The 23,888-nt window shown below is 56.3% G+C and carries 24 protein-coding genes; 9 read left to right on the forward strand and 15 right to left on the reverse strand.

What is annotated here, in order from left to right; genetic code table 11:
- Nucleotides 1-92 precede the first annotated feature (92 nt).
- From xseB to ACTJKZ_RS09685, 4 genes are all read left to right on the forward strand, one after another.
- The gene (gene xseB / locus ACTJKZ_RS09670; RefSeq protein ID WP_285086269.1) at nucleotides 93-335 is read left to right on the forward strand and encodes an exodeoxyribonuclease VII small subunit; all 243 of its coding nucleotides are present in this window, start codon (nucleotides 93-95) and stop codon (nucleotides 333-335) included.
- On the forward strand, nucleotides 335-1,234 hold the full coding sequence (gene ispA / locus ACTJKZ_RS09675) for a (2E,6E)-farnesyl diphosphate synthase (RefSeq protein WP_161735255.1): 900 nt from the start codon (nucleotides 335-337) through the stop codon (nucleotides 1,232-1,234). The genes xseB and ispA overlap by 1 nt, the downstream gene beginning before the upstream one ends.
- Nucleotides 1,235-1,253: 19 nt before the next feature.
- Nucleotides 1,254-3,119: a 1-deoxy-D-xylulose-5-phosphate synthase gene (gene dxs / locus ACTJKZ_RS09680; RefSeq protein WP_161735257.1), complete on the forward strand. Its 1,866-nt coding sequence runs from the start codon at nucleotides 1,254-1,256 to the stop codon at nucleotides 3,117-3,119.
- An 81-nt stretch (nucleotides 3,120-3,200) separates the two neighbouring features.
- The gene (locus ACTJKZ_RS09685; RefSeq protein WP_440829489.1) at nucleotides 3,201-4,175 is read left to right on the forward strand and encodes an aldo/keto reductase; all 975 of its coding nucleotides are present in this window, start codon (nucleotides 3,201-3,203) and stop codon (nucleotides 4,173-4,175) included.
- A gap of 59 nt (nucleotides 4,176-4,234) precedes the next feature.
- Here the strand turns inward: ACTJKZ_RS09685 and pgpA are convergent, their stop codons facing one another.
- The 6 genes from pgpA to nrdR all read right to left on the reverse strand — a co-directional run bounded on the left by pgpA (nucleotide 4,235) and on the right by nrdR (nucleotide 8,305).
- Nucleotides 4,235-4,774, reverse strand: a complete 540-nt coding sequence (gene pgpA / locus ACTJKZ_RS09690) for a phosphatidylglycerophosphatase A (RefSeq protein ID WP_161735261.1) — start codon at nucleotides 4,772-4,774, stop codon at nucleotides 4,235-4,237.
- Nucleotides 4,719-5,696: a thiamine-phosphate kinase gene (gene thiL, locus ACTJKZ_RS09695; RefSeq protein ID WP_161735263.1), complete on the reverse strand. Its 978-nt coding sequence runs from the start codon at nucleotides 5,694-5,696 to the stop codon at nucleotides 4,719-4,721. Before thiL ends, pgpA begins: the two co-directional genes overlap by 56 nt.
- A gap of 55 nt (nucleotides 5,697-5,751) precedes the next feature.
- Nucleotides 5,752-6,171 (reverse strand): transcription antitermination factor NusB, encoded by a 420-nt coding sequence (gene nusB, locus ACTJKZ_RS09700; protein WP_009091744.1) that lies wholly within the window; start codon nucleotides 6,169-6,171, stop codon nucleotides 5,752-5,754.
- A 19-nt stretch (nucleotides 6,172-6,190) separates the two neighbouring features.
- A complete protein-coding gene (gene ribH / locus ACTJKZ_RS09705) occupies nucleotides 6,191-6,661 on the reverse strand; it encodes a 6,7-dimethyl-8-ribityllumazine synthase (RefSeq protein ID WP_161735265.1) in 471 nt (156 codons plus the stop codon).
- Nucleotides 6,662-6,751: 90 nt separating this feature from the next.
- Nucleotides 6,752-7,852, reverse strand: a complete 1,101-nt coding sequence (ribD, locus tag ACTJKZ_RS09710) for a bifunctional diaminohydroxyphosphoribosylaminopyrimidine deaminase/5-amino-6-(5-phosphoribosylamino)uracil reductase RibD (RefSeq protein ID WP_161735267.1) — start codon at nucleotides 7,850-7,852, stop codon at nucleotides 6,752-6,754.
- A 3-nt stretch (nucleotides 7,853-7,855) separates the two neighbouring features.
- The gene (gene nrdR / locus ACTJKZ_RS09715) at nucleotides 7,856-8,305 is read right to left on the reverse strand and encodes a transcriptional regulator NrdR (protein ID WP_009091750.1); all 450 of its coding nucleotides are present in this window, start codon (nucleotides 8,303-8,305) and stop codon (nucleotides 7,856-7,858) included.
- Nucleotides 8,306-8,491: 186 nt separating this feature from the next.
- Here nrdR and lysM point away from each other — a divergent pair, with 186 nt between their 5' ends.
- Both lysM and ACTJKZ_RS09725 read left to right on the forward strand, forming a co-directional pair.
- A complete protein-coding gene (gene lysM / locus ACTJKZ_RS09720) occupies nucleotides 8,492-8,929 on the forward strand; it encodes a peptidoglycan-binding protein LysM (protein WP_161735268.1) in 438 nt (145 codons plus the stop codon).
- A 16-nt stretch (nucleotides 8,930-8,945) separates the two neighbouring features.
- A complete protein-coding gene (locus ACTJKZ_RS09725; RefSeq protein ID WP_440829490.1) occupies nucleotides 8,946-9,524 on the forward strand; it encodes a DUF3251 domain-containing protein in 579 nt (192 codons plus the stop codon).
- 59 nt (nucleotides 9,525-9,583) lie between these two features.
- Here the strand turns inward: ACTJKZ_RS09725 and secF are convergent, their stop codons facing one another.
- From secF to queA, 5 genes are all read right to left on the reverse strand, one after another.
- On the reverse strand, nucleotides 9,584-10,552 hold the full coding sequence (gene secF, locus ACTJKZ_RS09730) for a protein translocase subunit SecF (protein ID WP_013356971.1): 969 nt from the start codon (nucleotides 10,550-10,552) through the stop codon (nucleotides 9,584-9,586).
- Between the two features lie 10 nt (nucleotides 10,553-10,562).
- Nucleotides 10,563-12,410, reverse strand: coding sequence for a protein translocase subunit SecD (secD, locus tag ACTJKZ_RS09735; RefSeq protein ID WP_222924435.1), 1,848 nt, complete (start codon nucleotides 12,408-12,410; stop codon nucleotides 10,563-10,565).
- Between the two features lie 25 nt (nucleotides 12,411-12,435).
- Complete coding sequence (gene yajC, locus ACTJKZ_RS09740; protein ID WP_009091760.1) at nucleotides 12,436-12,768, reverse strand: preprotein translocase subunit YajC; 333 nt, start codon at nucleotides 12,766-12,768, stop codon at nucleotides 12,436-12,438.
- Nucleotides 12,768-13,916: a tRNA guanosine(34) transglycosylase Tgt gene (gene tgt, locus ACTJKZ_RS09745; RefSeq protein WP_033731739.1), complete on the reverse strand. Its 1,149-nt coding sequence runs from the start codon at nucleotides 13,914-13,916 to the stop codon at nucleotides 12,768-12,770. The genes yajC and tgt overlap by 1 nt, the downstream gene beginning before the upstream one ends.
- A 79-nt stretch (nucleotides 13,917-13,995) precedes the next feature.
- Nucleotides 13,996-15,066, reverse strand: coding sequence for a tRNA preQ1(34) S-adenosylmethionine ribosyltransferase-isomerase QueA (gene queA, locus ACTJKZ_RS09750; protein WP_440829523.1), 1,071 nt, complete (start codon nucleotides 15,064-15,066; stop codon nucleotides 13,996-13,998).
- Nucleotides 15,067-15,169: 103 nt separating this feature from the next.
- On the opposite strand from queA, the gene ACTJKZ_RS09755 reads away from it, so the two are divergent.
- From ACTJKZ_RS09755 to ACTJKZ_RS09765, 3 genes are all read left to right on the forward strand, one after another.
- On the forward strand, nucleotides 15,170-15,751 hold the full coding sequence (locus ACTJKZ_RS09755; protein WP_260057608.1) for an ACP phosphodiesterase: 582 nt from the start codon (nucleotides 15,170-15,172) through the stop codon (nucleotides 15,749-15,751).
- A 207-nt stretch (nucleotides 15,752-15,958) separates the two neighbouring features.
- Entirely contained in the window at nucleotides 15,959-16,771 is an 813-nt protein-coding gene (locus ACTJKZ_RS09760; protein ID WP_161735280.1) for an inositol monophosphatase family protein, read from the forward strand.
- Complete coding sequence (locus tag ACTJKZ_RS09765; RefSeq protein ID WP_222924438.1) at nucleotides 16,772-18,028, forward strand: histidine-type phosphatase; 1,257 nt, start codon at nucleotides 16,772-16,774, stop codon at nucleotides 18,026-18,028.
- A gap of 522 nt (nucleotides 18,029-18,550) precedes the next feature.
- Here the strand turns inward: ACTJKZ_RS09765 and proY are convergent.
- From proY to ACTJKZ_RS09785, 4 genes are all read right to left on the reverse strand, one after another.
- The gene (proY, locus tag ACTJKZ_RS09770) at nucleotides 18,551-19,903 is read right to left on the reverse strand and encodes a proline-specific permease ProY (protein ID WP_440829491.1); all 1,353 of its coding nucleotides are present in this window, start codon (nucleotides 19,901-19,903) and stop codon (nucleotides 18,551-18,553) included.
- A 70-nt stretch (nucleotides 19,904-19,973) separates the two neighbouring features.
- Nucleotides 19,974-21,293 (reverse strand): branched-chain amino acid transporter carrier protein BrnQ, encoded by a 1,320-nt coding sequence (gene brnQ, locus ACTJKZ_RS09775; RefSeq protein WP_222924439.1) that lies wholly within the window; start codon nucleotides 21,291-21,293, stop codon nucleotides 19,974-19,976.
- A 391-nt stretch (nucleotides 21,294-21,684) separates the two neighbouring features.
- Complete coding sequence (locus ACTJKZ_RS09780) at nucleotides 21,685-22,791, reverse strand: cobalamin-independent methionine synthase II family protein (RefSeq protein WP_440829492.1); 1,107 nt, start codon at nucleotides 22,789-22,791, stop codon at nucleotides 21,685-21,687.
- A 163-nt stretch (nucleotides 22,792-22,954) separates the two neighbouring features.
- Nucleotides 22,955-23,875: a PstS family phosphate ABC transporter substrate-binding protein gene (locus ACTJKZ_RS09785; protein WP_440829493.1), complete on the reverse strand. Its 921-nt coding sequence runs from the start codon at nucleotides 23,873-23,875 to the stop codon at nucleotides 22,955-22,957.
- Nucleotides 23,876-23,888: the final 13 nt, after the last annotated feature.

The raw sequence follows: 23,888 nt of genomic DNA on the forward strand, positions 1-23,888 counted from the left end.
CAGCCGCCGCATTGATTATTTTGCTAATCATAGGGTCTCAGCTACCATGACCGATTGCGAGATAATGTCCCAACCGTGAGTCGACACGAAATATGCCGAAAAAAGCCGAACAGCCAGCCAGCTTTGAAACGTCATTGCAGCAGCTGGAGCAGATTGTCAGCCGTCTGGAAAGTGGTGAACTGCCGCTGGAAGAAGCCCTGAACGAATTTGAACGCGGCGTGCAGCTGGCGCGGAATGGCCAGCAGACGCTGCAGCAGGCTGAACAGCGGGTCCGCATTCTGCTGAACGATGATAAAGATGCCGACCTCACTGCTTTCATGCCGGAAAACCACTAATGGATTTTGCCCGCTTACTCGACGCCTATCAGCAGCAGGTCAACGCCGCGCTGACGCGTTTTATAGAGCCACTTCCTTTTCAGAGTTCTCCTCTGGTGAATGCCATGCATTATGGGGCATTATTAGGCGGTAAACGTCTGCGTCCTTTTCTGGTCTACGCGACCGGCGAAATGCTCCACGCCAATCCGGCGAGTCTGGATGCCCCTGCCGCCGCAGTTGAATGCATTCATGCGTACTCTCTGATTCATGACGATCTCCCTGCGATGGACGATGATGCATTGCGTCGCGGGCAGCCAACCTGTCACATTAAATATGGCGAAGACACTGCGATTCTGGCGGGTGACGCCCTGCAGACGCTGGCTTTCTCCATTCTGGCCGATGAAGCAATGCCCGGTGTCAGCGCCGAATACCGTCTGCTGATGCTCTCCGAACTGGCAAAAGCCAGCGGCGTAGCCGGGATGTGTGGCGGACAGGCACTGGATTTAGCGGCAGAAGGCAAATCCGTCGATCTTGATCAGCTGGAACAGATCCATCGCCATAAAACTGGCGCGCTGATCCGCTCAGCGGTGCGCTTAGGCGCATTAACGGCAGGCGATGCGGGCCGCGAAGCGCTGCCGCTGCTCGACCGCTATGCAGAGGCGATTGGTCTCGCATTTCAGGTGCAGGACGACATTCTGGATGTGATCGGTGACACAGCGGTGATCGGAAAACGCCAGGGTGCCGATCAGGATCTGGGGAAAAGCACCTATCCTTCACTGTTAGGCCTTGAAAATGCTCGTGCCAAGGCGCGGGATTTGTATCAGGAAGCTCTTGATGCTTTAGAATTGCTCGCTGCGCACTCCTATAACACCACAGCACTGCAGGCGCTGGCGAGCTTCATAATTGAACGCGACAAATAACTTCCATAATGAGTCTCTGATGAGTTTTGATATTGCTAAATACCCGACACTGGCGCTGGCAGACACCGTTCAGGCGCTACGCGCCCTGCCGAAAGAGAAGTTGCCTGCGCTGTGTGATGAACTGCGTCAGTATCTGTTAGACAGTGTGAGCCGCTCCAGCGGCCATTTTGCATCGGGTCTGGGCGTGGTTGAACTGACGGTCGCGCTGCATTATGTCTATAACACCCCGTTTGACCATCTGGTCTGGGATGTAGGTCATCAGGCTTATCCGCATAAAATTCTGACGGGTCGCCGCGATCGCATCGGCACTATCCGTCAGAAAAACGGCGTACACCCGTTTCCGTGGCGCGGTGAAAGTGAATATGACGTCCTGAGCGTCGGTCACTCGTCGACCTCAATCAGTGCCGGTCTGGGCATGGCCGCTGCGGCAGAACGTGAAGGTCAGGGCCGTCGTACCGCCTGTATTATTGGCGATGGTGCGATTACCGCAGGCATGGCGTTTGAAGCGATGAACCATGCTGGTGATATTAAGCCGGACATGCTGGTCATCCTCAATGACAACGAGATGTCGATCTCCGAAAACGTCGGCGCGCTGAATAATCGCCTGGCGCAGATCCTGTCGGGTAAAACATACGCACGACTGCGCGAAGGCAGTAAACGGGTGCTGACAAATCTGCCGCCAATCAAAGAGCTGGTCAAACGCACCGAAGAGCATCTCAAAGGCATGGTCGTGCCGGGCACGCTCTTTGAAGAGCTGGGCTTTAACTACATCGGCCCGGTTGATGGTCACGATGTGCTGACGCTGGTCAATACGCTGAGCAACATGCGCAGCCTGAAAGGGCCGCAGTTCCTGCATATCATGACGAAGAAAGGTAAAGGCTACGCCCCGGCAGAGGAAGATCCGATTGCCTGGCACGCCGTTCCTAAATTTGACCCGGCGATTGGCGAACTGCCGAAAAGCGCAGAAGGTCTGCCGAGCTACTCTAAAATCTTCGGCAACTGGCTGTGTGAAATGGCCGCCGACGATCCGAAGCTGATGGCGATTACGCCAGCGATGCGTGAAGGCTCCGGCATGGTGGCCTTCTCACGTGAATTCCCGAAGCAATATTTTGACGTGGCGATCGCCGAGCAGCATGCGGTGACTTTCGCGGCCGGTATGGCGATTGGCGGCTATAAACCCATTGTGGCCATCTACTCGACCTTCCTGCAACGCGCCTACGATCAGCTGATCCACGACGTCGCTATCCAGAAATTGCCGGTCCTGTTTGCTATCGATCGCGGTGGTATTGTTGGCGCGGATGGTCAGACTCACCAGGGCGCGTTTGATCTCGCTTATCTCCGCTGCGTGCCGGATATGGTGATCATGACGCCGAGCGATGAGAATGAGTGTCGGCAGATGCTTTACACCGGCTATCACCATCAGGCTGGCCCAAGTGCAGTGCGCTATCCGCGCGGCACCGGTATCGGCACGCCGCTGGCTCCGCTGCAGAGTCTGCCGCTGGGTAAAGCAGTCGTGAAACGTCAGGGTGAAAAGCTGGCGATTCTGAACTTCGGTACTCTGCTGCCAGAAGCAGCCGCCACGGCGGAAGTGCTGAATGCAACTTTGGTTGATATGCGCTTTGTGAAGCCGCTGGATGAGGCGCTGATCGCCGAGCTCGCTAAAACCCACGACTCGCTGATTACGCTGGAAGAAGGCGCAATCAAAGGCGGTGCGGGCAGCGGCGTAAATGAGTTTGTGATGGCGAAACGGCTGGCCGTTCCGGTACTGAACATTGGCCTGCCCGATGAGTTCATCCCGCAGGGCACGCAGGATGAAGTGCGTCATGACTATCTGCTGGACGCCGAAGGCATTCAGCAACAGATCGCCCGCTGGCTGGCGCAGTAACTTCTCCTCTCTGCGCTCCCCCCTGGGGAGCGCAACATCCTGCTATGCTGTAACCTTTGCACTTTCGCAGGAGCCTCCACCATGAAAACGATTCAACTGGGTACTACCGATCTGCAGGTGTCGCGTCTCTGTCTTGGCTGTATGACCTATGGCGAGCCAACGCGCGGTAATCATGCCTGGACGCTGCCTGAAGCGAGCAGCCGTCCGCTGATCCAGCAGGCGCTGAACGCGGGCATCAACTTCTTTGATACCGCCAACAGCTACTCCGATGGCAGCAGTGAAGAGATCCTGGGCCGGGCGCTGAAAGATTTCGCCCACCGTGAAGAGATCGTGGTCGCCACCAAAGTCTATTTTCCGCTGACCAATCTCTCACAGGGACTCTCGCGCAAAAATATTCTGCAATCGATTGATGACAGCCTGCAGCGTCTTGGCATGGAGTATGTGGACCTGCTGCAGATTCACCGCTGGGATTATGACACGCCGCTGGAAGAGACGCTGGAAGCGCTGCATGAGGTAGTGCAGTCTGGCAAAGCCCGTTATATCGGTGCCTCGTCAATGCACGCCAGCCAGTTTGCTCAGGCGTTGCAGATGCAGTCGGAACAGGGCTGGCATCGCTTTGTCAGCATGCAGGATCAGTACAACCTGATTCAGCGCGAAGAGGAGCGTGAAATGCATCCGCTCTGCCTGAAAGAACAGATCGCCGTGCTGCCCTGGAGTCCGCTGGCGCGCGGTAAGCTGACCCGCCCGTGGGGGGAAAACACCGCGCGTTCCGCCTCCGACCAGGTGATGGCGAAGCTCTATGACAATACCGAAGCGAATGATGCCGTGATTGCAGAGCGGCTGGCACAGGTAGCGGAAAGCAAAGGCGTGACGCGGGCGCAGGTGGCGCTGGCCTGGCTTCTGAGCAAGCCTGCCGTTACGGCACCGATTATTGGTGCATCGCGCGCAGAGCAGTTTGAGGATCTGGTGAAGGCAGTGGATGTCACGCTGAGTGACGGAGAGATTACCCTGCTGGAAGAGGTCTATCAGCCGCATCAGGCGGTGGGATTTGAATAAAACCAGAACGTGACGCCCTGCCCGGGCGTCACCTCTTATCATGCGTTTAGCATCGACGTTTAACCCGCCAGCCAGACCCCAAAGCCATAGAGCATCGCCGCAGAAATCACGCCAGCAATAATGTCATCCACCATAATGCCCATGCCGCCATGTACATTGCGGTCAAACCAGCGAATCGGCCAGGGTTTCCACATATCAAGAATACGGAACACGACAAAGCCGCCCAGTACCCATTGCCAGTTGTTAACCGGAATCGCCATCAGCGTAATCCACATGCCGATGAACTCATCCCAGACAATACTGCCGTGATCGTGTACGCCCATATCTTTGGCGGTGCGATGGCAGAGATAGACACCGACGCAGATACCAACCAGCACAACCAGCGAATAGAGATCCTGCGGCAGAAAGGTCATCAGCCACCAGAATGGAATGGCCGCCAGCGATCCCATGGTACCAGGCACGACCGGGCTTAATCCGCTGCCGAAACCGGTGGCCAGCAGATGCCAGGGATTGCTCATCCGCAGGCGGCTCTTCGCCACGTCGTTATTTAGTATCAAAGTGATCAAACCCTTTATGATGGAACGTGGCGGGCTTGCCATTATCCAGCAGCGTTAAGCCTTCTGATTCCGGTGCTATCTGTCCGATGCAGGTATAAGGCACGCCCAGATGCCCCAGCGCCACATCAAGCGCACCGCGATTCACTTCCGGCACGGTGAAGCAGAGTTCGTAATCTTCTCCGCCACTCAGCGCCCAGCGCAATACCTGCTCAGGGTCGAAATGGTCACGCAGCGCCGCCGACAGCGGCAACGCATCCAGGTTAAGCCTTGCACCACAGCCGCTGGCTTTCAGCACGTGGCCGAGATCGGAAATCAGGCCATCGGAAAGGTCCACGGCTGAAGAGGCCAGCGAACGCAGTGCCTGGCCCTGCAGAATGCGTGGCATTGGGCGCAGATGCCGTTTAATCAACGCTTCATGCACCGCCGGATCGCTGATGCGACAGTGATGCTGCAACAGCGCCAGACCCGCCGCGCTGTCACCCAGCGTGCCGGTCACGTAGATCCAGTCGCCCGGCTTCGCACCGGAGCGTTTCAGGGCGCGGCCCTGCGGCACCAGACCGTGAATCGCCAGCGTCAGGCTCAGCGGGCCACGGGTCGTGTCGCCACCCACCAGCTGCATGTCGTAATATTCCAGCAGTTCAAACAGGCTTTCGCTAAAGGCGGAGAGCCAGCTCTCATCGACCTGCGGCAGCGTTAAGGCCAGCGTCAGCCACGCGGGATCGGCACCCATGGCAGCAAGGTCGCTAAGATTCACAGCCAGCGCTTTGTAGCCCAGATCGGCAGGATGGATATCCCGTAAGAAGTGCACACCCGCGACCAGGGTATCGGTGCTGATCGCCAGCGTCTGTTTTTCCGGCACGCTAAGTAACGCACAATCGTCACCGATGCCGAGTTCGACATCACGGCGGCTGCGTGTTCTGCGGTTGAAGTAGCGTGCGATGAGTTCAAATTCACCACAAGACATAATTGCGTTCCGCTTAACTCTTCATGAAAAAAGGCCGGCAAGCCGGCCTTTTTGTTTATTTGCGATGGGGTCGAATTTGTGGACCGGCTTTATCCAGCACGCCGTTGACAAATTTATGACTGTCTTCGGCACCGAAGACTTTCGCCAGCTCAATGCCTTCGTTGATGGCCACTTTATAGGGCACATCATCACGTTTGCTCAGCTCATACAGCGAGATGCGCAGGATAGCTTTTTCTACCTGGCCCAGCTCTTCGAGCTGACGCGACAGATAAGGCTTCATCAATCCATCCAGATACGCACTGTTGGTCGCCACACCGGACAGCAGTTCGCGGAAGTAGGTAATGTCGACGTCTTTGACGTCCTGTTCCGCCAGAAACTGGTATTCCACATCGGCAATGTCGTTATTCGACAACTGCCAGGAGTAAAGCGCCTGAACAGCGCACTCACGGGCGCGACGACGAGCAGCAGGTTTCACAAAATTCCCCTTACAAAAATCAGGCTTTAATGGCTTTCAATACGTTAATCATTTCGAGCGCAGTCAGCGCCGCTTCAGCACCTTTATTACCCGCTTTGGTGCCGGCACGCTCAATGGCCTGCTCGATGCTTTCAGTGGTCAGCACGCCGAACGCGACAGGAATGTCGCTGTTCATGGCAACGCTGGCGATACCGGAGCTGGCTTCACCCGCCACATATTCGAAGTGCGCAGTGCCACCACGAATAACGGTGCCGAGTGCGATAATCGCATCATATTTGCCGGTGTTTGCCAGGGCACGGGCTGCCAGCGGCAGTTCGTAGGCACCCGGCACCCAGACTACGGTGATATTGTCATCTTTGACCTGGCCGATACGTTTCAGGGCATCAACTGCGCCATCCAGCAGGCTGTCATTAATGAAGTTGTTAAAACGCGCGATGACGATGGCAACATTGGCCTCAGGCGTTGCAACAGCAGCTTCGATAACTTTCATACTTATCCTTTCAGGGGTTTGGTTGGCCCCGCGCAGGGGGGCGGATTCTATCATACTCTTAGGCGGCGTGCTCTCGCTTTTCCGGGCATGCTATTGCGGTGTCAGGGTCAGACGTAAATCGTCACCGACCTGCCGGACATCGCTGAAACGGAACGCAGGCGCGTCAGCCAGCTGGCTGAGCCCCGGCAGCTGACACAAGCCGCGTCCTTCATGGCCTAATAGCTTAGGTGCCAGATAAACGATCAGTTCATCCACCAGCCCGGCCTGTAACAGGGCACCAGCCAGCGTGGCACCCGCTTCAACCCAGACGCTGTTAATCTGTCGCTGTCCCAGCAGCATCATCATCGCCACCCGATCCAGGTGCTGTTCGCGCAGCGGAACGGCGATTTGCGTCACGCTGGCGGGCCAGTGCTGCTGATCCGGCTGATGACGCATCAGCCAGGTTTCGCCCGGCTGGGAGATGAGCCGATGCTGCGGCGTCACGCGATTCTGGCTGTCGATAATCACACGTACCGGCTGACGCAGTTGCTGTTCATCAACCAGAGCCTGGCTGTCGGTATTGAGTTCAGACCAGCGCACTGTCAGAGAGGGATCGTCCGCCAGCACCGTGGCGCTGCTGCTGAGAATGGCGGCGCTTTGCGCCCGCAGACGCTGCACATCACGGCGTGCAGCCTCAGAGGTGATCCACTGACTTTCGCCACTGGCCATGGCCGTGCGGCCATCCAGCGATGCGCCCAGCTTAAGCTGAATCCAGGGAAAGCCGGTGCGCATGCGCTTGAGGAAGCCGCGATTCAGTGCTTCTGCTTCCTGCATCATCAGACCATGGCTGACGTCAATGCCCGCCTGATGCAGACGGTGCAGTCCGCGCCCCGCGACCTGCGGATTCGGGTCCTGCATAGCGGCGACGACACGGGTTACACCTGCGGCGATCAGCGCATCACAGCAGGGCGGCGTGCGGCCATGGTGGCTGCACGGCTCCAGCGTGACATAGGCAGTTGCGCCACGCGCTTTCTCGCCAGCCATGCGCAGCGCGTAGACCTCAGCATGGGGTTCACCGGCACGCTGATGCCAGCCCTCACCCACGACTTCGCCATCGCGCACAATCACACAGCCGACATTCGGGTTCGGCATGGTCGTAAAACGGCCGCGTCGCGCCAGTTCCAGCGCACGCGCCATGTAGCGTTCGTCCATACTTTAATCCTGTAACCGGGCGATCTCTTCGCCAAAATCGCGAATATCTTCAAAGCTGCGGTAAACCGAGGCGAAGCGAATATAGGCGACTTTATCGAGCTTCTTAAGCTCATCCATCACCAGATTGCCAATCAGCTTACTGGGGATCTCACGTTCGCCAGTGGCGCGCAGCTGCGTTTTAATATGGTTTACGGCGCTTTCCACCGCGTCAGCGCTGACCGGACGCTTCTCAAGCGCTTTCATCATCCCGCTGGCCATTTTGTCTTCATTGAAAGGCTCGCGCACATCATTGCTTTTCACCACGCGGGGCATCACCAGTTCCGCCACCTCAAAGGTGGTGAAGCGTTCATGACACATCAGACACTGGCGACGGCGTCGCACCGAGGAGCCTTCACTAACCAGACGAGAATCAATCACTTTGGTGTCGACAGCGGAGCAGAATGGGCAATGCATGACGTTTCCTGACGCGAGAGTGATGGGCCACACAGTGTAGCGCGAACTGTGAATCAACAAAATCTCTTCCGTGTCTTTCGTGGGCTTCTCATCGCAGGATAAACGATGCTAAATTTCGTCTGCGGCAAAAGGGACTACGCTTTAAGAGCGGCAATTAAAATTTTCCACTAACACATTGGAGGTTGTATGGGTCTGTTTAACTTTGTGAAAGAAGCCGGTGAAAAACTCTGGGACGCCGTACATGGCGGTGAGGACCAGAATAAAAAGCTGCAGGATCACATCAACAAGCTCGGCTTGCCAGACAGCGACAAGGTGGACGTAAAAGTTAATGGTGATACCGTCACCGTGACCGGCGATGGCCTTTCTCAGGAACTGAAAGAGAAGATTCTGATCGCGGCAGGTAATGTGGCAGGCATCACGAAAGTGGAAGACAAGGTCACCGTGACAGACAGCGCGGCCGAGTCAGAGCTTTATACCGTAAAAAAAGGCGACACGCTGAGCGCTATTTCTAAACAGGTTTATGGCAACGCTAACGAATATAACAAGATTTTCGAAGCGAATAAGCCAATGCTCACCCATCCTGATAAGATCTATCCTGGCCAGGTTTTACGTATTCCAAAATAACGGACAAGGATCACTTATGAGCAGGATGGTTTGGGTTCCGGTGGCGTTCTCACTGGTGGCGCTGAGCGGCTGCAGTAGCAGTGCAGGTAACCCGCAGGTCAGAGAGCTGCACCAGGAAGTGAGTCAGCTCAATCAGCAGATGCAGCATCTGACCACACAGGCCAGCGCGCTGGAGATTCAGGGGCAGCTTAACAGCCAGTTGCAGCAAGGTGCCTGGCTGGTGCCACAGGCGAACACGCCAGTGGCGTTGCAGACTCAGCTCGGCACGCTGAGACTGACGCTCTCCCCTGTCACTGCAGAAGCCAGCGGCTCGCGGGCAACCCTGACCGTACGCTCAATGGACGATCGGCCTTTGCCCGCCCTGCATGCGACGGTGATCTGGGGTGAACTCGACCCGGCGACCGGTAAACCGCTGAGCAGTGACAGTCTGACTCAGACGGTCGCGGTGCCTGCCTCGCTGCTGCCGCAGCATTCGGCGACGATCCCGTTGCGTCTCAGTGGCCTGACCCCGGAGCAACTGGGTTATGTCCGCGTGCATAACGTGTCCGCTGCCACCCCGTCCCAGACCTCCCCTGCGGCACCTGATAACCCTTAACCGTGGTGCAAAAAAAACGGGCAGCCAAAAGGCTGCCCGTTTTTATTACTGACGCGCGATTAAGGCAGGATAGAAGGCTGATCGGCGCCCTCTTTCTCGACTTTCTGCACCATCATATGTTCACGCTTCATGCCCAGCTTCAGCGCCAGCGCCGAAGAGACATAAATGGATGAGATCGTACCAATCGTCACACCAATCAGCATGGTCAGTGAGAAGCCTTTCAGCAGCGCACCACCAAATATGAAGAGGATGAGGATCATCGCCAGCGTCGTCAGTGAGGTAATCAGGGTACGGCTTAACGTCTGGGTCAGTGATACGTTCGTAATATCGTAAGAACTGCCGCGACGGATCTTGCGGAAGTTTTCGCGAATACGGTCAGAGACCACGATTTTATCGTTAAGCGAGTAGCCAATTACCGACATCAGCGAGGCAACAATCGTCAGGTCGATTTCAATGCGGAACAGCGCCAGCAGGCCGCAGGTGATAATCACGTCATGCGCCAGCGCCAGCACGGTGCCCAGTGCCAGACGCCACTCAAAGCGGAAACCGATATAGATCAGAATCGCAATCAGCGCCGATAGCAGGGCCATCGCACCCGCCTGCGCCAGGTCGCTGCCCACACTCGGCCCCACGAACTCAATGCGCTTAACGGTGGCGTTTTGCTGCGTAGTCTGGTTGATCACCGACACCACTTTATTGCCTAACTCGGTACCTGCCGGGCCGGTAACCGGTGCCATACGCACCATGACGTCACGGCTGCTGCCAAAGTTCTGCACCAGCGGCTCGTCAAAGCCCGCTTTCACCAGTTCGCTACGCAGCGTGTCCAGATCGGCGGGTTTCTCCAGCGCGATCTCAATCACCGTACCCCCGGTGAAATCAAGGCCCCAGTTAAAACCACGCACGCCCACGATCGCAATCGCGGCCACAATCAGCAGTCCCGAAATGATGAAGGCCAGCTTATCCCAGCGCATAAAGTCGACGACTTTACGCCCGTGGTTTAACTGCTCAATGTTATATTCCTGTGCCACAACGCACTCCTCAGATAGACAGCTTGTTGATGCGTTTGCCACCGTAAACCAGGTTAACAATGGCACGGGTACCGATAATCGCGGTGAACATTGAGGTCGCGATACCAATTGCGGTGGTAATCGCAAAGCCTTTGATCGAACCGGTGCCGACCGCGTAAAGAATGATAACTTTGATCAGGGTGGTCACGTTCGCATCGACAATACTGGAGAAGGCGCCTTTGTAGCCTTCATGAATTGCCTGCTGAACCGAGCGCCCGTTTCGCAACTCTTCTTTAATACGTTCGTTAATCAGTACGTTGGCATCAACTGCTACCGCCAGCGTTAACACGATACCGGCAATACCGGGCATGGTCAGGGTCGCGCCAGGCAGCAGGGACATGATGCCGACAATCAGCACCAGGTTAACCAGCAGCGCACTCGTCGCAATCAGACCAAACTTTTTATAGAACACCACCATAAAGAGGATCGAGGCGAGCAGCCCCCACAGGCAGGCTTCCAGACCCTGAGTAATGTTCTGCTGACCCATGGTCGGCCCGATAGTACGCTCTTCCACAATCTGGATGGGCGCAATCAACGCACCGGCACGCAGCAGCAGCGACAGCTGACGCGCTTCGTTCGGGTTATTGATACCGGTGATGCGGAAGCTGTTCCCCAGGCGAGACTGGATATTAGCGACGTTAATCACCTCTTCCTGTTTCACCAGAACTGAACGACCGTTGGCATCTTTTTTACCGCTGTCCTTGTACTCCACAAACAGGGTCGCCATCGGCTTGCCGATGTTGTCCTTAGTGAAGTTGGACATGATGTTACCGCCTGCGCCATCCAGTGAAATGTTCACCTGTGGCTGGTTGTACTCATCCATGCTGGAGGTTGAGTCGGTGATATGGTCACCGGTCAGAATTACCCGCTTGTAGAGCACGACCGGCTGGCCATCGCGCATATCTTTCACTTCAGAGTCACCCGGTACACGCCCACTGGCCGCCGCGGTAGGATCCACGCTGGTGTTAACCAGACGGAATTCCAGCGTCGCGGTGGCACCCAGAATCTCTTTGGCGCGCGCCGTATCCTGAATACCCGGTAGCTCAACCACAATACGATCGGAACCCTGACGCTGAACCAGTGGTTCAGCTACGCCCAGCTGGTTTACACGGTTACGCAGAATCGTAATGTTCTGCTGAACCGCATATTCACGCGCTTCGCTGAGACGGGCATCGCTCATGGTGGCACGCAGCGCATCACTGCCGCTGCTGTTGATCACCAGATCCTGATGACGGGAACTCAGCCAGGAGATCGCCGCATCACGACTGGCAGCGTCACGGAAACGAATTTCCACGCCGTAGTTCGCGATTTTATTGACGTTGGTGTAGGGGATATTTTTAGTGCGCAGGTCGCTACGCAGCGTGTCAGCATTCTGCTCCTGCAGCTTACTGAGCGCGGTGTCCATGTCCACTTCCATCAGGAAGTGCACACCACCACGCAAATCGAGACCGAGTTTCATCGGCTCTGCTGACAGCATCGTCAGCCAGCGCGGCGTGGCGGGCGCAAGGTTCAGCGCGACAACGTAGTTTTCACCCAGCGCTTTCATGATCGCTTCACGGGCGCGTAACTGCACATCCGTATTATTGAAGCGCGCGGTAATCGCACCATTTTCCAGCGCAACAGATTTGCTCTGGATATTGTCTTGTTTCAATACGGACTGAATTTGATCCAACGTCTGCTCACTGGCGGCGCTTCCGCGCGCACCAGTGATTTGAACGGCCGGATCCTCACCATACAGGTTGGGAAGCGCATAGAGCAGGCCGACGAGAATCACGACGACCAGCATTACGTACTTCCACAAAGGATAACGATTTAACACGGCAGTTCCCTTAGGGAAGAAAGAATTACAGCGCCTTGATAGTGCCCTTCGGCAGCACGGCGGCGACGAAATCACGTTTAATGACGACTTCATTGGTGTCATTCAGCGCAATAGCTACGTAGCCCGTGTCAGAGACTTTCGTTACGCGGCCTACCAGGCCACCGCTGGTCAGCACTTCATCACCCTTAGAGATGGAATCCATCAGCTTCTTGTGCTCTTTCGCACGTTTCTGCTGCGGACGCAGGATCATGAAATAGAAAATCAGACCAAACACCACCAGCATGATCACCAGAGAATACGGACTTCCCTGAGACGGAGCGCCTGCTGCGGCCACGGCGTCAGAAATGAATAAGCTCATTAAATTTCCCTCATTGATGAATTATCAGACGTTAATGGCGGAACTTCTTTGCCCGTCCGTTGGTAAAACTCAGTTACAAAGCGCTCTAATTTACCCTCTTCGATGGCCTGGCGTAAACCAGCCATCAGACGCTGGTAGTAGCGCAAATTGTGAATAGTATTCAGACGCGCGCCCAGTATTTCGTTACAACGGTCGAGATGATACAAGTAGGCACGGCTATAATTGCGACAGGTGTAACAATCACACTCCGCATCCAGCGGCGCAGTGTCATCTTTGTAGCGGGCGTTGCGAATCTTCACTACACCTTCGGTTACAAACAGGTGACCATTTCGCGCATTACGGGTTGGCATCACGCAGTCAAACATATCGACGCCGCGACGGACGCCTTCAACCAGATCTTCTGGCTTGCCGACACCCATCAGATAACGCGGTTTATCCTGCGGAAGCTGCGGACAGACGTGCTCAAGAATACGGTGCATGTCCTGCTTAGGCTCACCCACCGCCAGGCCGCCCACAGCGTACCCATCAAAGCCAATCTCTACCAGACCTTTCACCGAGACATCTCGTAAATCTTCGTAAACCGAGCCCTGAATAATGCCAAATAAGGCATTTTTATTTCCCAGGCTGTCGAAACGGTCACGGCTGCGTCGCGCCCAGCGCAGCGACATCTCCATGGAGCGTTTGGCGTAGTCCCAGTCCGCCGGATAGGGCGTACATTCATCGAAAATCATCACGATGTCGGAACCGAGGTCATACTGAATCTCCATCGATTTTTCCGGATCGAGGAAGATCGGGTCGCCGTTGATCGGGTTACGGAAATGCACGCCCGCTTCGGTGATTTTACGGATGTCGCCCAGGCTGAAGACCTGGAAGCCGCCGGAGTCGGTCAGGATCGGCCCTTTCCACTGCATAAAGTCATGCAGATCGCCATGCAGTTTCATGATCTCCTGGCCGGGACGCAGCCAGAGGTGGAAGGTATTGCCCAGAATGATCTGCGCGCCGGTCTCCTGCACTTCTTCCGGCGTCATGCCTTTAACAGTGCCATAGGTGCCAACAGGCATAAACGCAGGGGTTTCCACCACACCGCGATCAAAAATCAGACGGCCACGGCGTGCGCGCCCGTCAGTGGTATCAAGTTCAAATTTCACAAAGCCTCCATCGGAGAAACAGTCCGATGCAGATAACCTTCATTCGCACGACAGGCGATTCCGGCTATCGGTTAATAAATCAGTCGCCCACTTTTTCCAGCGGCGCCTGCGGATTTTTGCTGATAAACATCGCGTCGCCATAACTGAAGAAACGATATTGCTCAGCCACGGCTGCGCGGTACGCGGCCATGGTGTGCTGATAACCGGCAAACGCCGAGACCAGCATAATCAGAGTCGATTCGGGCAGGTGGAAGTTGGTGATCAGTGCATCGATCACCTGATACTCATAGCCCGGATAGATGAAAATCTGGGTATCGTCGAAGAACGGCGCAATCAGGGCATCCTGACTCGCTTTGGCGGCGCTCTCCAGCGAACGAACGGAGGTGGTGCCGACAGCGACCACCTTATTGCCACGCGCTTTGCAGGACAGTACTGCGTCGACAACCTCCTGCGGCACTTCGGCATACTCCGCGTGCATGTGATGCTCTTCGATGGTCTCGACACGCACCGGCTGGAAGGTGCCCGCCCCGACGTGCAGCGTCACAAAGGCCATATCAATGCCCTTCTCTTTCAGTGCCTGCAGCAGCGGTTCATCGAAGTGCAGACCGGCGGTCGGCGCCGCCACAGCACCCGGACGGGCGCTGTAAACCGTCTGGTAAAGTTCGCGATCCGCCTCTTCATCCGGACGGTCAATATACGGCGGCAAAGGCATGTGGCCGACGCTGTTGAGGATGTCGAGCACCGCGCGCTCATCATCAAACGCGATCTCAAACAGGGCATCGTGACGTGCCACCATGGTCGCTTTCACGCTCTCATCTTCGCCCAGCAGCAGTTCTGCCCCCGGTTTTGGCGCTTTTGAGGCGCGCACATGTGCCAGCACGCGCTTGTCGTCGAGCATCCGCTCCACCAGCATCTCGATTTTGCCGCCGCTGGCTTTACGGCCAAAGACGCGCGCCGGAATCACGCGGGTGTTGTTGAACACCAGCAGATCGCCTGGATTCAGCTTATCCAGCACGTCGGTGAAAACACCGTGCGACAGCGCACCGCTGGGACCGTCGAGCGACAGCAGACGACAGCCGCTGCGCTGCGCCTGGGGATAGTGAGCAATCAGGGATTCGGGCAGTTCAAAAGCAAAATCGGCGACACGCATTGACATGTTCTTTCTCAGGCAAAAACAGGCGGCACAGTTTAGCGGAAAACCGACCAATTCTGAACAACTGGCTGCGCAAAGGCAGTTCTGCCTATAATGCGGCATGAACTTTCTTGCTCATCTCCATCTGGCTAAGCTGGCCGACAGCTCCCTTCTCGGCAATTTAATGGCCGATTTTGTGCGTGGCAACCCGCACCAGCACTGGTCCGCGCCTGTCGCAGACGGCATTCTGATGCATCGTCGTCTGGATGTGATGACCGATGCACTGCCGGAAGTACGCAGCGCCCGTCAGCTGTTCCGTGCGGAAACCTATCGTGTGGCCCCGATTACGCTGGACGTCATCTGGGACCATTTTCTGGCCCGTCACTGGCAGCAATTTACGCCCGACCAGACGCTGGTGCAGTTTTCTGCCACCGCCGAGCGCGAAATCCTGCCGCAGCTGGCCGACACGCCCGTAGAGTTTCAGGAACTCAACGCAGTGATGTGGCGCGAGCGCTGGTTCGAGCATTATGCCCAGCCTGCCCGGCTGGAGCGGGTGCTGCACGGCATGGCCAGTCGCCGTCCCCGCCTGTCGGCACTGCGCGACTCCTACCACGATTTCATCCAACATTATGATCAGCTGGAAGCGCTGTTTTTTGTTTTTTATCCGCGTTTAATGGCGCTGGCGACCAGCAGAACCCTGTAAAACCCGATCCTCTGCTGCCGGGCTGACGGACACGCGCTTTTGCCAGATGAAAAAAGCCGGCCACCCGGCCCAGCACTATCTTGCCATTGCTGCTTATCTGCGGCTTAATGAAGCCTTTCTTAACAATACTGAAGTAAACATCACAGCCAGACCGCCTGTTCAGGCGCGCCTTCCGTTCGTTATGGCAAAAAATCATAAGAGGAAAAGATGTCATCCGCTTCGCATTCTGAAATAGACGCGCGTTACCGTTACGCCTGCGACATCGCCCGTGCAGCGGGCAGCCGGGCCTTATCATGGTATCAGCAGCGTCAGACTCTGGTAGTGGAACACAAAAGGGATTTGCAGGACGTGGTCAGCGAGGCTGATCGTAACGTTGAGGCATTAATTAAGACCTTAATCGCTGAACGTTTTCCTGAGGATAGCGTCTATGGCGAAGAGAGCGGCGGCGAGGTTGAGGGTGCGCCGTTTATCTGGGTTGTCGATCCGATCGATGGCACCGCCTGTTTCGTCAACGGTTTGCCTAACTGGTGCGTTTCGCTGGCGGTGGTCTGCGAGGGCCAGCCGGTGATCGGCGTCGTCTGCGATCCTAATCATCAGGAGCTGTTCCACGCACGGGCAGGCCAGGGGGCATGGCTGAATGAAAGTCGCCTGCAGGTTCATGACGCAGCGCATCTCAATGAGGGTTTACTTGGCATCAGCAACTCCAGCCGGACGCCGGGCGAAAGCGTCTCACGCCTGATCAGCGGCTTAATTGAACAGGGTGGTATGTTTATTCGCATCGGTTCGGGTGCGCTGACCAGCGCCTGGGCGGCAGCCGGTCGGCTGATTGGTTACTACGAAGCGCATATGCATCCGTGGGATAGTCTGCCGGGCATCGTTCTTATGCGCGAAGCAGGCGGTGTCACCAATGATTATCTGCGTAATGAAGGCCTGAAAAACGGTAACCCTGTGTTGCTGGCCAATGCGGCTCTGTATCCAAAAATTAAAGCGCTGACCGGCAACGGCGCACTGGAAGAGTAAATGACGCTGCCAACCCTGTGCCGCTGTGCGCTGATCCTCGGTTCTCTCTGGCTGTTAAGCCCGGCGACACAGGCGGCGGATTACCAGCTGGAGAAAGTGGTTGAACTGAGCCGTCACGGCGTACGTCCACCCACGCCAGGCAATCGAAAAGAGATTGAAGCCGCCAGCCAGCAACCCTGGACACAGTGGACCACTGCCGATGGCGAGCTGACGGGTCACGGCTACAGTGCCGTGGTGAATAAAGGACGCTGGGAAGGCGAGCACTATCGCCAGCTCGGCCTGCTGGGCACGGGCTGTCCGGATGCGGCTCAGGTCTACGTGCGCGCCAGCCCGCTGCAGCGCACCCGTGCCACGGCTGCGGCGCTGACGGACGGCGCCTTTCCCGGCTGCGGCGTAACCGTGCATCACGTCGCGGGCGATGTTGATCCCCTGTTTCAGAATGAAAAGCTGACGGTCACCCGGACCGACCCCGTGCAGGAACTGACTGCTAAACAGCAGAAAGCGGGCAATCTGGCACATCTGCAACAGCAACTGCAACCGGCGATTCAGCAGCTGAAAACCGCCGTCTGTCCCCCCGCAACGGCTTGTCCCCTGTTTGATGCGCCCTGGACGTTCCGGCAAACCCGCAACGGAAATAGTTACGTTTACGGGCTGAGCGTCATGGCGAGCATGGTGGAGACGCTGCGACTGGGCTACAGCGAAAATCTGCCGTTTGATCAGCTCGCCTGGGGGCATATCACCTCGGCCGCGCAAATCACCTCCCTGCTGCCGCTGCTGACCGCAAACTACGATCTCAGCAACGATGTACTCTACCTGGCACAGCGCCGTGGCTCGATACTGCTCAACACGATGCTGGAGGCGATCGCTGCCAATAGCTCGCCGAGCCGCTGGCTGATTCTTGTCGCGCATGACACCAATATTGCGATGGTGCGCACCCTGATGGACTTTAACTGGCAGTTACCCGGTTACTCGCGCGGTAACATTCCGCCGGGCAGCAGTCTGGTGCTGGAGCGCTGGCGCGACACCCGCAGCGGCGAGCGTTTTTTACGGATCTATTTTCAGGCGCAGAGTCTGGATGGCATCCGCCAGTTGCAACTCATTGATGATAAATATCCGTTATTACAACAGGAATGGCATCAGCCTGACTGCAGAGTTACCGATGTCGGCCTGCTCTGCCCTTATCAATCCACACTGACTCAGCTCCGGAAAAACCTGGATAACAGCGCTGTGCTGCCGGTTTCGGTTATATTGCCCTGAGTCTGTCGCTAATCAAATTAAGGCCGCAGCCGCAATGCGGCCTTAATAATGTTAACCGCTGTTAATTAACGCCACTCAGACCTTTTCTTATTTAATTCATCTGACTATCAGCGCCACACATTTTGATTTACGATAGTCCTGTCAATCATCCCTTTATTATCTATTTTCCTCTAATTCTTGCGTATTTCGGCGACTGGTTTCGCCGTTTTTTATTTCCGCCTCTCTGCTTTTTTAGCGCACCACTGCCCGTATAGCTGCACATTCCTGCGCATGAAGCCCCATCAACAATTTTTCCCGCCTGTAACCTTCAGCGATATTCACTGCCCGTTTGAATAATCTTTTCGGGATACATTCGCCGTAATAAACCGGCGCAGAGTCTTATTTCGCTGACAGAGCGTTAACGCGTAATAAAAGAATTCAGCGTTGTGGCGAAGATCACGCAAATAAGCAGCGATGTGAGAAAATAAAAGAGGAATATTGCGGGTTCTGCTCCCCCAAAAACAGGAAGAGCAGAACTGGAGATTAGCGTGGTTTACGCACCAGCTTATAGCCCAGCAGCAGCACCACAATCCACACCATGCCAACATAGAGTGAAATGCGGGTATCGGGGAAATAACCAATCAGACCAATAATAAAGCAGAGGAACGCAACGCCGACGCCAGCCGTCCAGCTGCCGCCAGGCAGCGCAAACTGCAGCTGACTTGCCGCCTCTTTGCCAATTTTGCGACGGAAGGCAATCTGCGACAACAGAATCATGATCCAGACCCACACCGTTGCAAAGGTCGCTAGCGAGGCGATCACCAGGAAGACTTTTTCCGGCATCAGGTAGTTGAGATAAACCGCAATCAGCATGGCGAACATCATCACCACCACCGTCACCCACGGAATCCCGCGCGACGAGACCTTCATAAAGACTTTCGGCGCATGACCCTGCTGCGCCATCCCGTGCAGCATGCGCCCCACGCCAAACACATCGCTGTTAATCGCCGAGAGTGACGCGGTCAGCACGACGAAATTGAGGATAGAGGCGGCTGCCGCGATCCCCAGATGCTGGAAGGTCAGCACAAACGGACTGCCCGACGTCCCGACCTGATTCCAGGGATAGATCGACATAATTACAAACAACGTGCCCACATAGAACACCAGAATGCGCCACGGCACCGAGTTAATCGCGCGGGGAATCGACTTCTCCGGATCTTTCGCTTCACCGGCGGTGATACCGATGATTTCGATGCCGCCATAGGCGAACATCACCATCTGCAGCGACAGCAGCATGCCGACGACGCCGTGGGCGAAGAAGCCGCCGTTGGTCCAGAGGTTATGGATACCGGTCGGCTGACCGCCGTTGCCAATCCCCCAGATAATCATGCCGAAACCAGCCAGAATCATCACGATGATGGTGGCGACTTTGAAAAAGGAGAACCAGAACTCCACTTCGCCGAACACCTTAACGCTCATCAGATTGACGGCACCGATAATCAGTACCACGCTCAGCACCCAAATCCAGTGCGGCACCTCGGGGAACCAGACGCCCATATAGATGCCGAACGCGGTGACATCCGCAATCGCCACAATCAGGATTTCAAAACAGTAGGTCCAGCCGGTGATGTAGCCCGCCATCGGCCCAAGATAGTCCTGCGCGTAGCGGGAGAAAGAGCTGGCCTGAGGATTGTTAACGGACATCTCACCCAGCGCGCGCATGATGATGTAGGCTACTGCCCCGCCGATGATATAGGCGAGCAGCACGCTCGGTCCGGCCATTTTTATCGCGTCGGCGGAACCGTAAAACAGCCCGGTGCCAATCGCCGATCCCAGCGCCATAAAACGGATGTGGCGCGTGCTCAGTCCGCGTTTGAGCTTATTGGTTTCTTGCATAACAACCTGTACCTGTGAAATGAAAAAACCACGGGCAAGCCCGTGGTTAAAGAAGAATCAGTGCGCTCTGTTACGAGTGAACCGTCACCTGTTCCGGTCCTTTCACCCGATCCACAACAGCGGCAATCAGCAGCATTACCAGCGACGGTGGCAACCAGGCGAGACCCTGATCGGCCAGCGGCAGATGCTGACTGAATGCCGGCAGCAAATCTTTAAACCCGGTAGTTTTAATCGCATCAACAATGCCAAACAGCAGGCTTACCAGCATCGCTGGCGCGATAATCCGGCTGCTCTTATTCCACCAGTTGAGGGTGAAACTCAGCACCACCAGCACGATACAGGGCGGATAGATCGCCGTCAGTACCGGGATGGAGATCTGAATCAGGTGGCTCAGGCCGAGATTCGACACCACCATCGAGAACAGCCCCAGAATAAACACCAGCGTTTTATACGACAACGGCAGGTATTGCGCAAAAAATTCCGCACAGGCACAGGTCAGGCCGACAGCGGTCACCATACAAGCGACGAAGATCAGCGCGGCCAGGAAGAAGCTGCCCATGTTGCCAAAGGTATGCTGAACATACGCGTGCAGAATCGCTGCACCATTGGCATTTTGATCCACCAGCGCCCCGCTGCCCGCGCCCAGTTTAAACAGGCAGAGGTAGACCAGCGTCAGGCCCAGACCGGCAATCAATCCTGCCAGCACGGTATAGCGGGTCAGCAGCGCGGCATTATCAACACCACGTGAACGGGCGGCATTAACAATCACGATGCCAAACACCAGCGCGCCCAGCGTATCCATGGTCAGATAGCCATTAACAAAACCGCTGGAGAACGCCGCCCGCTGATAATCAGCCGTCGCCGGAATGGTCCCGCCTGCAGGCCAGACCAGCGCAGCAACGCCCAGCACGGTCAGCGCGATAATTTTTAGTGGCGCAAGGAAGTGCCCTACCGTGTCGAGCAACTTGCCCGGATAGAGCGACACGCCAATCACCAGCGCGAAGTAGATCAGGCTATAGATGAACAGCGGCAGCGCGCCATCGCCGGTCAGCGGTGCAATGCCCATCTCAAACGAGACCGTTGCCGTGCGCGGGGTAGCAAACAGCGGCCCGACAGCCAGATAGCACACGGTGGCCAGCACGATACCAGCGACCTTGCCTATCGGGCTGCTGAGCGCATCCACGCCGCCGCCGACGCGGGCCAGCGCGATCACGGTCATCACGGGCAGACCGACTGCGGTAATCAGAAAACCAATCGCGGCTGTCCAGACGTGTTCGCCAGACTGAATGCCGACCATTGGCGGAAAAATGATGTTACCCGCGCCAACAAACAGGGCAAATGTCATAAAGCCCAGCGCGAGAATGTCCTTCGAAGTTAAACGATGTGTCATACGGCCTGTCACTGATGTTGCGGTGGAAGTTGGGTTAGTGTTGTCCCCTCGCTGCGTGCAAACCGCGACCTGGCTGACAATGTCAGCGCATTATGCTCATCGCAGGGTAAAGCGCAGGTGATTTAAGCTGCTTTTATTCTGTTCACAGAGGGATGGATCGACAACGGCGCTAAGTAAAACGTTTATAGCGGTGAAAGGCAATACGGGATCGGAAAACCAGAAGGTTATGCCGCCATTTTTTCAAAAGGCAGTGGATAGCGTTAATTTTTGCCGTAGGCACACAAGATGATGTGCTTAAATAACAGACAGAGCGTGAGAAAACCCCGCATAAATGGGCCAGAAGATACACAAAAGGCGCGTTTTACGCGCCTGTCTGCACAACGTTACAGCATTACCAGACCTGATTAGCGATATCGACCACTAAACGAATCTTCTGCCATTGCTCCGCTTCGCTCAGGCTATTGCCCTCTTCGGTAGAAGCAAAGCCGCACTGCGGGCTGAGGCAGATCTGGTCCAGGCTGACATACTGCGTCGCCTCTTCCAGTCGGGCTTTCACCTGCGCCGGATCTTCCAGCTCACCTACTTTGGTGGTGATCAGGCCCAGAACAACCTGCTGATGGCCCGGCCTGACGTAACGCAGTGGCTCAAAGCCGCCAGAACGGGCATTGTCATACTCCAGGAAGAACGCATCCACGTTGACGCTGCCGAACAGGATTTCTGCCACGGGTCCATAGCCGCCTTCAGAAATCCAGGTTGAGCGGAAATTACCGCGACAGACATGCAGACCCACGGTCAGATCGGCAGGTTTATCCGCCAGCGCTTTATTCAACACCTGAGCATACGTCTGGGCCAGCTGGTCCGGATCGTCGCCACGTGCGCGGATATCGCGCTTCTGATCTTCGGAACAGAGATACGCCCAGACGGTGTCATCCAGCTGCAGATAGCGACAGCCCGCGTGGTAAAAGGCCTTGATCGCCTGTTTGTAAGTCTGCGCCAGATCGTCGAAGTAGTCCGCCAGATCGGGATAGACTTCCGAATCAATCACTTTGCGTCCACCGCGGAAGTGCAGCACGCTGGGGCTGGGAATGGTCATCTTCGGCACCGCATCACCGGCAATACTCTGCAGGAAGCGAAAATGGCCGAGCATCGGGTGATCCGCCGGGAAACCGAGTTTGCTCACCACTTTCACGCCATGCGCTTTAGTCTGAACGCCATTAAACTGGATGCCCTGCTCCGCTTCATAGCTCTCGACGCCGTCAAGGCCATAGAAGAAGTCGAAATGCCACCAGCCACGACGGAACTCGCCGTCTGTCACCACTTTCAGGCCATTTTCGCGCTGTTTCGCGACTACATCGCGGATTGCCGCATCTTCAACCTGACGCAGGGCTGCGGCATCAATCTCGCCCGCTGAAAACTGTTCGCGCGCCTGCTTAATCGCAGCAGGACGCAGGAAGCTGCCAACGGTGTCGGCGCGGAACGGGGCGGTTTCTCTTTGCATGATCACTCCTGTCTCTCCTGCAAATGATTGCGGCAGGAAATAATTACATTCTGATATGAATAGCCATCTGGATGGCTATACGTCTGAATGCAGAGTGACATGAGTAACCTCTGTCTGCAACTGAAGAAAATTCAGCGATGATGAAAAAAATTCAGGTTGGAAATTATTGCAGCGCTGCGCGTGCCTGTGCCATCTGGCTGTCAGAGAGCGGCAGGTAGCCTGCTTCGCTGACCCGCCGCTGGCCTTGAGGAGAAAGTACCTGCTGCAAAAAGGCGGCGACCAGCGGTGGCAACGGTTTGCCGGGCGCTTTGTTGACGTAGAGATAGAGCGGACGCGCCCAGGGATAGCGGCCACTGCGGATAGCATCGGCATCCGGAACAATCGCCTGCCCCTGATCGTTCATCACCGCCAGCATTTTTACACCGCTGAGATGAAAGCCGAAACTGGCGTAACCGATGCTGCGCGAATTACCGGCCACCGCCTGCACCACGGCGGCCGAGCCGGGAAACTCTGCCACGTCGCTGCGGAAATCGCCTTTGCACAGCACCTGCTGCTTGAAGAAACCCCACGTGCCGGAGGAGGAGTTGCGGCCATAACGCTGAATCGGCCGTTTACGCCACTGGTCGCCGGTTAAACCGAGATCGCCCCAGCGCAGCGGCACACCATGCGCGCCACACAGGCGGGTAATGGAGAAAATAGCATCGAGCTGACGCGGTTCAATCTGCTGCAGCGGATTGCGCTGATTCACCACCACCACCAGCGCATCCATCGCCACCGGCACCGCCAGCGGCGGATAGCCGTAGCGCGCCTCAAAGGCCTGGCGTTCGTCGGCCTGCATCGGTCGGCTCATCGGCCCGAGCTGAGCGGCACCCGCTGCCAGCGCGGTCGGCGCGGTAGACGAACCAGAGGCCTGAACCTGCACATTAACGCCCGGTGCCTGGCGGCTGAAATCTTCGCCCCACAGGGTCATCAGATAGCCAAGCGTGTCGGATCCGACGCTGCTGAGATTGCCGGAGAGCGCGCCGGGCTGGGCCAGCGCCATGCCCGGCAGCAGAGAGACGATTAACAAAAGAAGGAGGCGCATCAGAGAGATCCGG

Origin of the sequence: Pantoea sp. 22096 (genome assembly GCF_052045955.1) — a bacterium.
Classification (GTDB): Bacteria; Pseudomonadota; Gammaproteobacteria; order Enterobacterales; family Enterobacteriaceae; genus Pantoea; species Pantoea alfalfae.

Excerpts from the sequence above, each read along its gene's own strand:
- xseB (WP_285086269.1), top strand. The coding sequence starts at position 93 with ATGCCGAAAAAAGCCGAACAGCCAGCCAGCTTTGAAACGTCATTGCAG.
- ispA (WP_161735255.1), top strand. The coding sequence starts at position 335 with ATGGATTTTGCCCGCTTACTCGACGCCTATCAGCAGCAGGTCAACGCC.
- dxs (WP_161735257.1), top strand. The coding sequence starts at position 1,254 with ATGAGTTTTGATATTGCTAAATACCCGACACTGGCGCTGGCAGACACC.
- ACTJKZ_RS09685 (WP_440829489.1), top strand. The coding sequence starts at position 3,201 with ATGAAAACGATTCAACTGGGTACTACCGATCTGCAGGTGTCGCGTCTC.
- pgpA (WP_161735261.1), bottom strand. The coding sequence starts at position 4,774 with ATGGCAAGCCCGCCACGTTCCATCATAAAGGGTTTGATCACTTTGATA.
- thiL (WP_161735263.1), bottom strand. The coding sequence starts at position 5,696 with ATGTCTTGTGGTGAATTTGAACTCATCGCACGCTACTTCAACCGCAGA.
- ribH (WP_161735265.1), bottom strand. The coding sequence starts at position 6,661 with ATGAAAGTTATCGAAGCTGCTGTTGCAACGCCTGAGGCCAATGTTGCC.
- ribD (WP_161735267.1), bottom strand. The coding sequence starts at position 7,852 with ATGGACGAACGCTACATGGCGCGTGCGCTGGAACTGGCGCGACGCGGC.
- nrdR (WP_009091750.1), bottom strand. The coding sequence starts at position 8,305 with ATGCATTGCCCATTCTGCTCCGCTGTCGACACCAAAGTGATTGATTCT.
- lysM (WP_161735268.1), top strand. The coding sequence starts at position 8,492 with ATGGGTCTGTTTAACTTTGTGAAAGAAGCCGGTGAAAAACTCTGGGAC.
- ACTJKZ_RS09725 (WP_440829490.1), top strand. The coding sequence starts at position 8,946 with ATGAGCAGGATGGTTTGGGTTCCGGTGGCGTTCTCACTGGTGGCGCTG.
- yajC (WP_009091760.1), bottom strand. The coding sequence starts at position 12,768 with ATGAGCTTATTCATTTCTGACGCCGTGGCCGCAGCAGGCGCTCCGTCT.
- queA (WP_440829523.1), bottom strand. The coding sequence starts at position 15,066 with ATGCGTGTCGCCGATTTTGCTTTTGAACTGCCCGAATCCCTGATTGCT.
- ACTJKZ_RS09755 (WP_260057608.1), top strand. The coding sequence starts at position 15,170 with ATGAACTTTCTTGCTCATCTCCATCTGGCTAAGCTGGCCGACAGCTCC.
- ACTJKZ_RS09760 (WP_161735280.1), top strand. The coding sequence starts at position 15,959 with ATGTCATCCGCTTCGCATTCTGAAATAGACGCGCGTTACCGTTACGCC.
- ACTJKZ_RS09765 (WP_222924438.1), top strand. The coding sequence starts at position 16,772 with ATGACGCTGCCAACCCTGTGCCGCTGTGCGCTGATCCTCGGTTCTCTC.
- proY (WP_440829491.1), bottom strand. The coding sequence starts at position 19,903 with ATGCAAGAAACCAATAAGCTCAAACGCGGACTGAGCACGCGCCACATC.
- brnQ (WP_222924439.1), bottom strand. The coding sequence starts at position 21,293 with ATGACACATCGTTTAACTTCGAAGGACATTCTCGCGCTGGGCTTTATG.
- ACTJKZ_RS09780 (WP_440829492.1), bottom strand. The coding sequence starts at position 22,791 with ATGCAAAGAGAAACCGCCCCGTTCCGCGCCGACACCGTTGGCAGCTTC.
- ACTJKZ_RS09785 (WP_440829493.1), bottom strand. The coding sequence starts at position 23,875 with ATGCGCCTCCTTCTTTTGTTAATCGTCTCTCTGCTGCCGGGCATGGCG.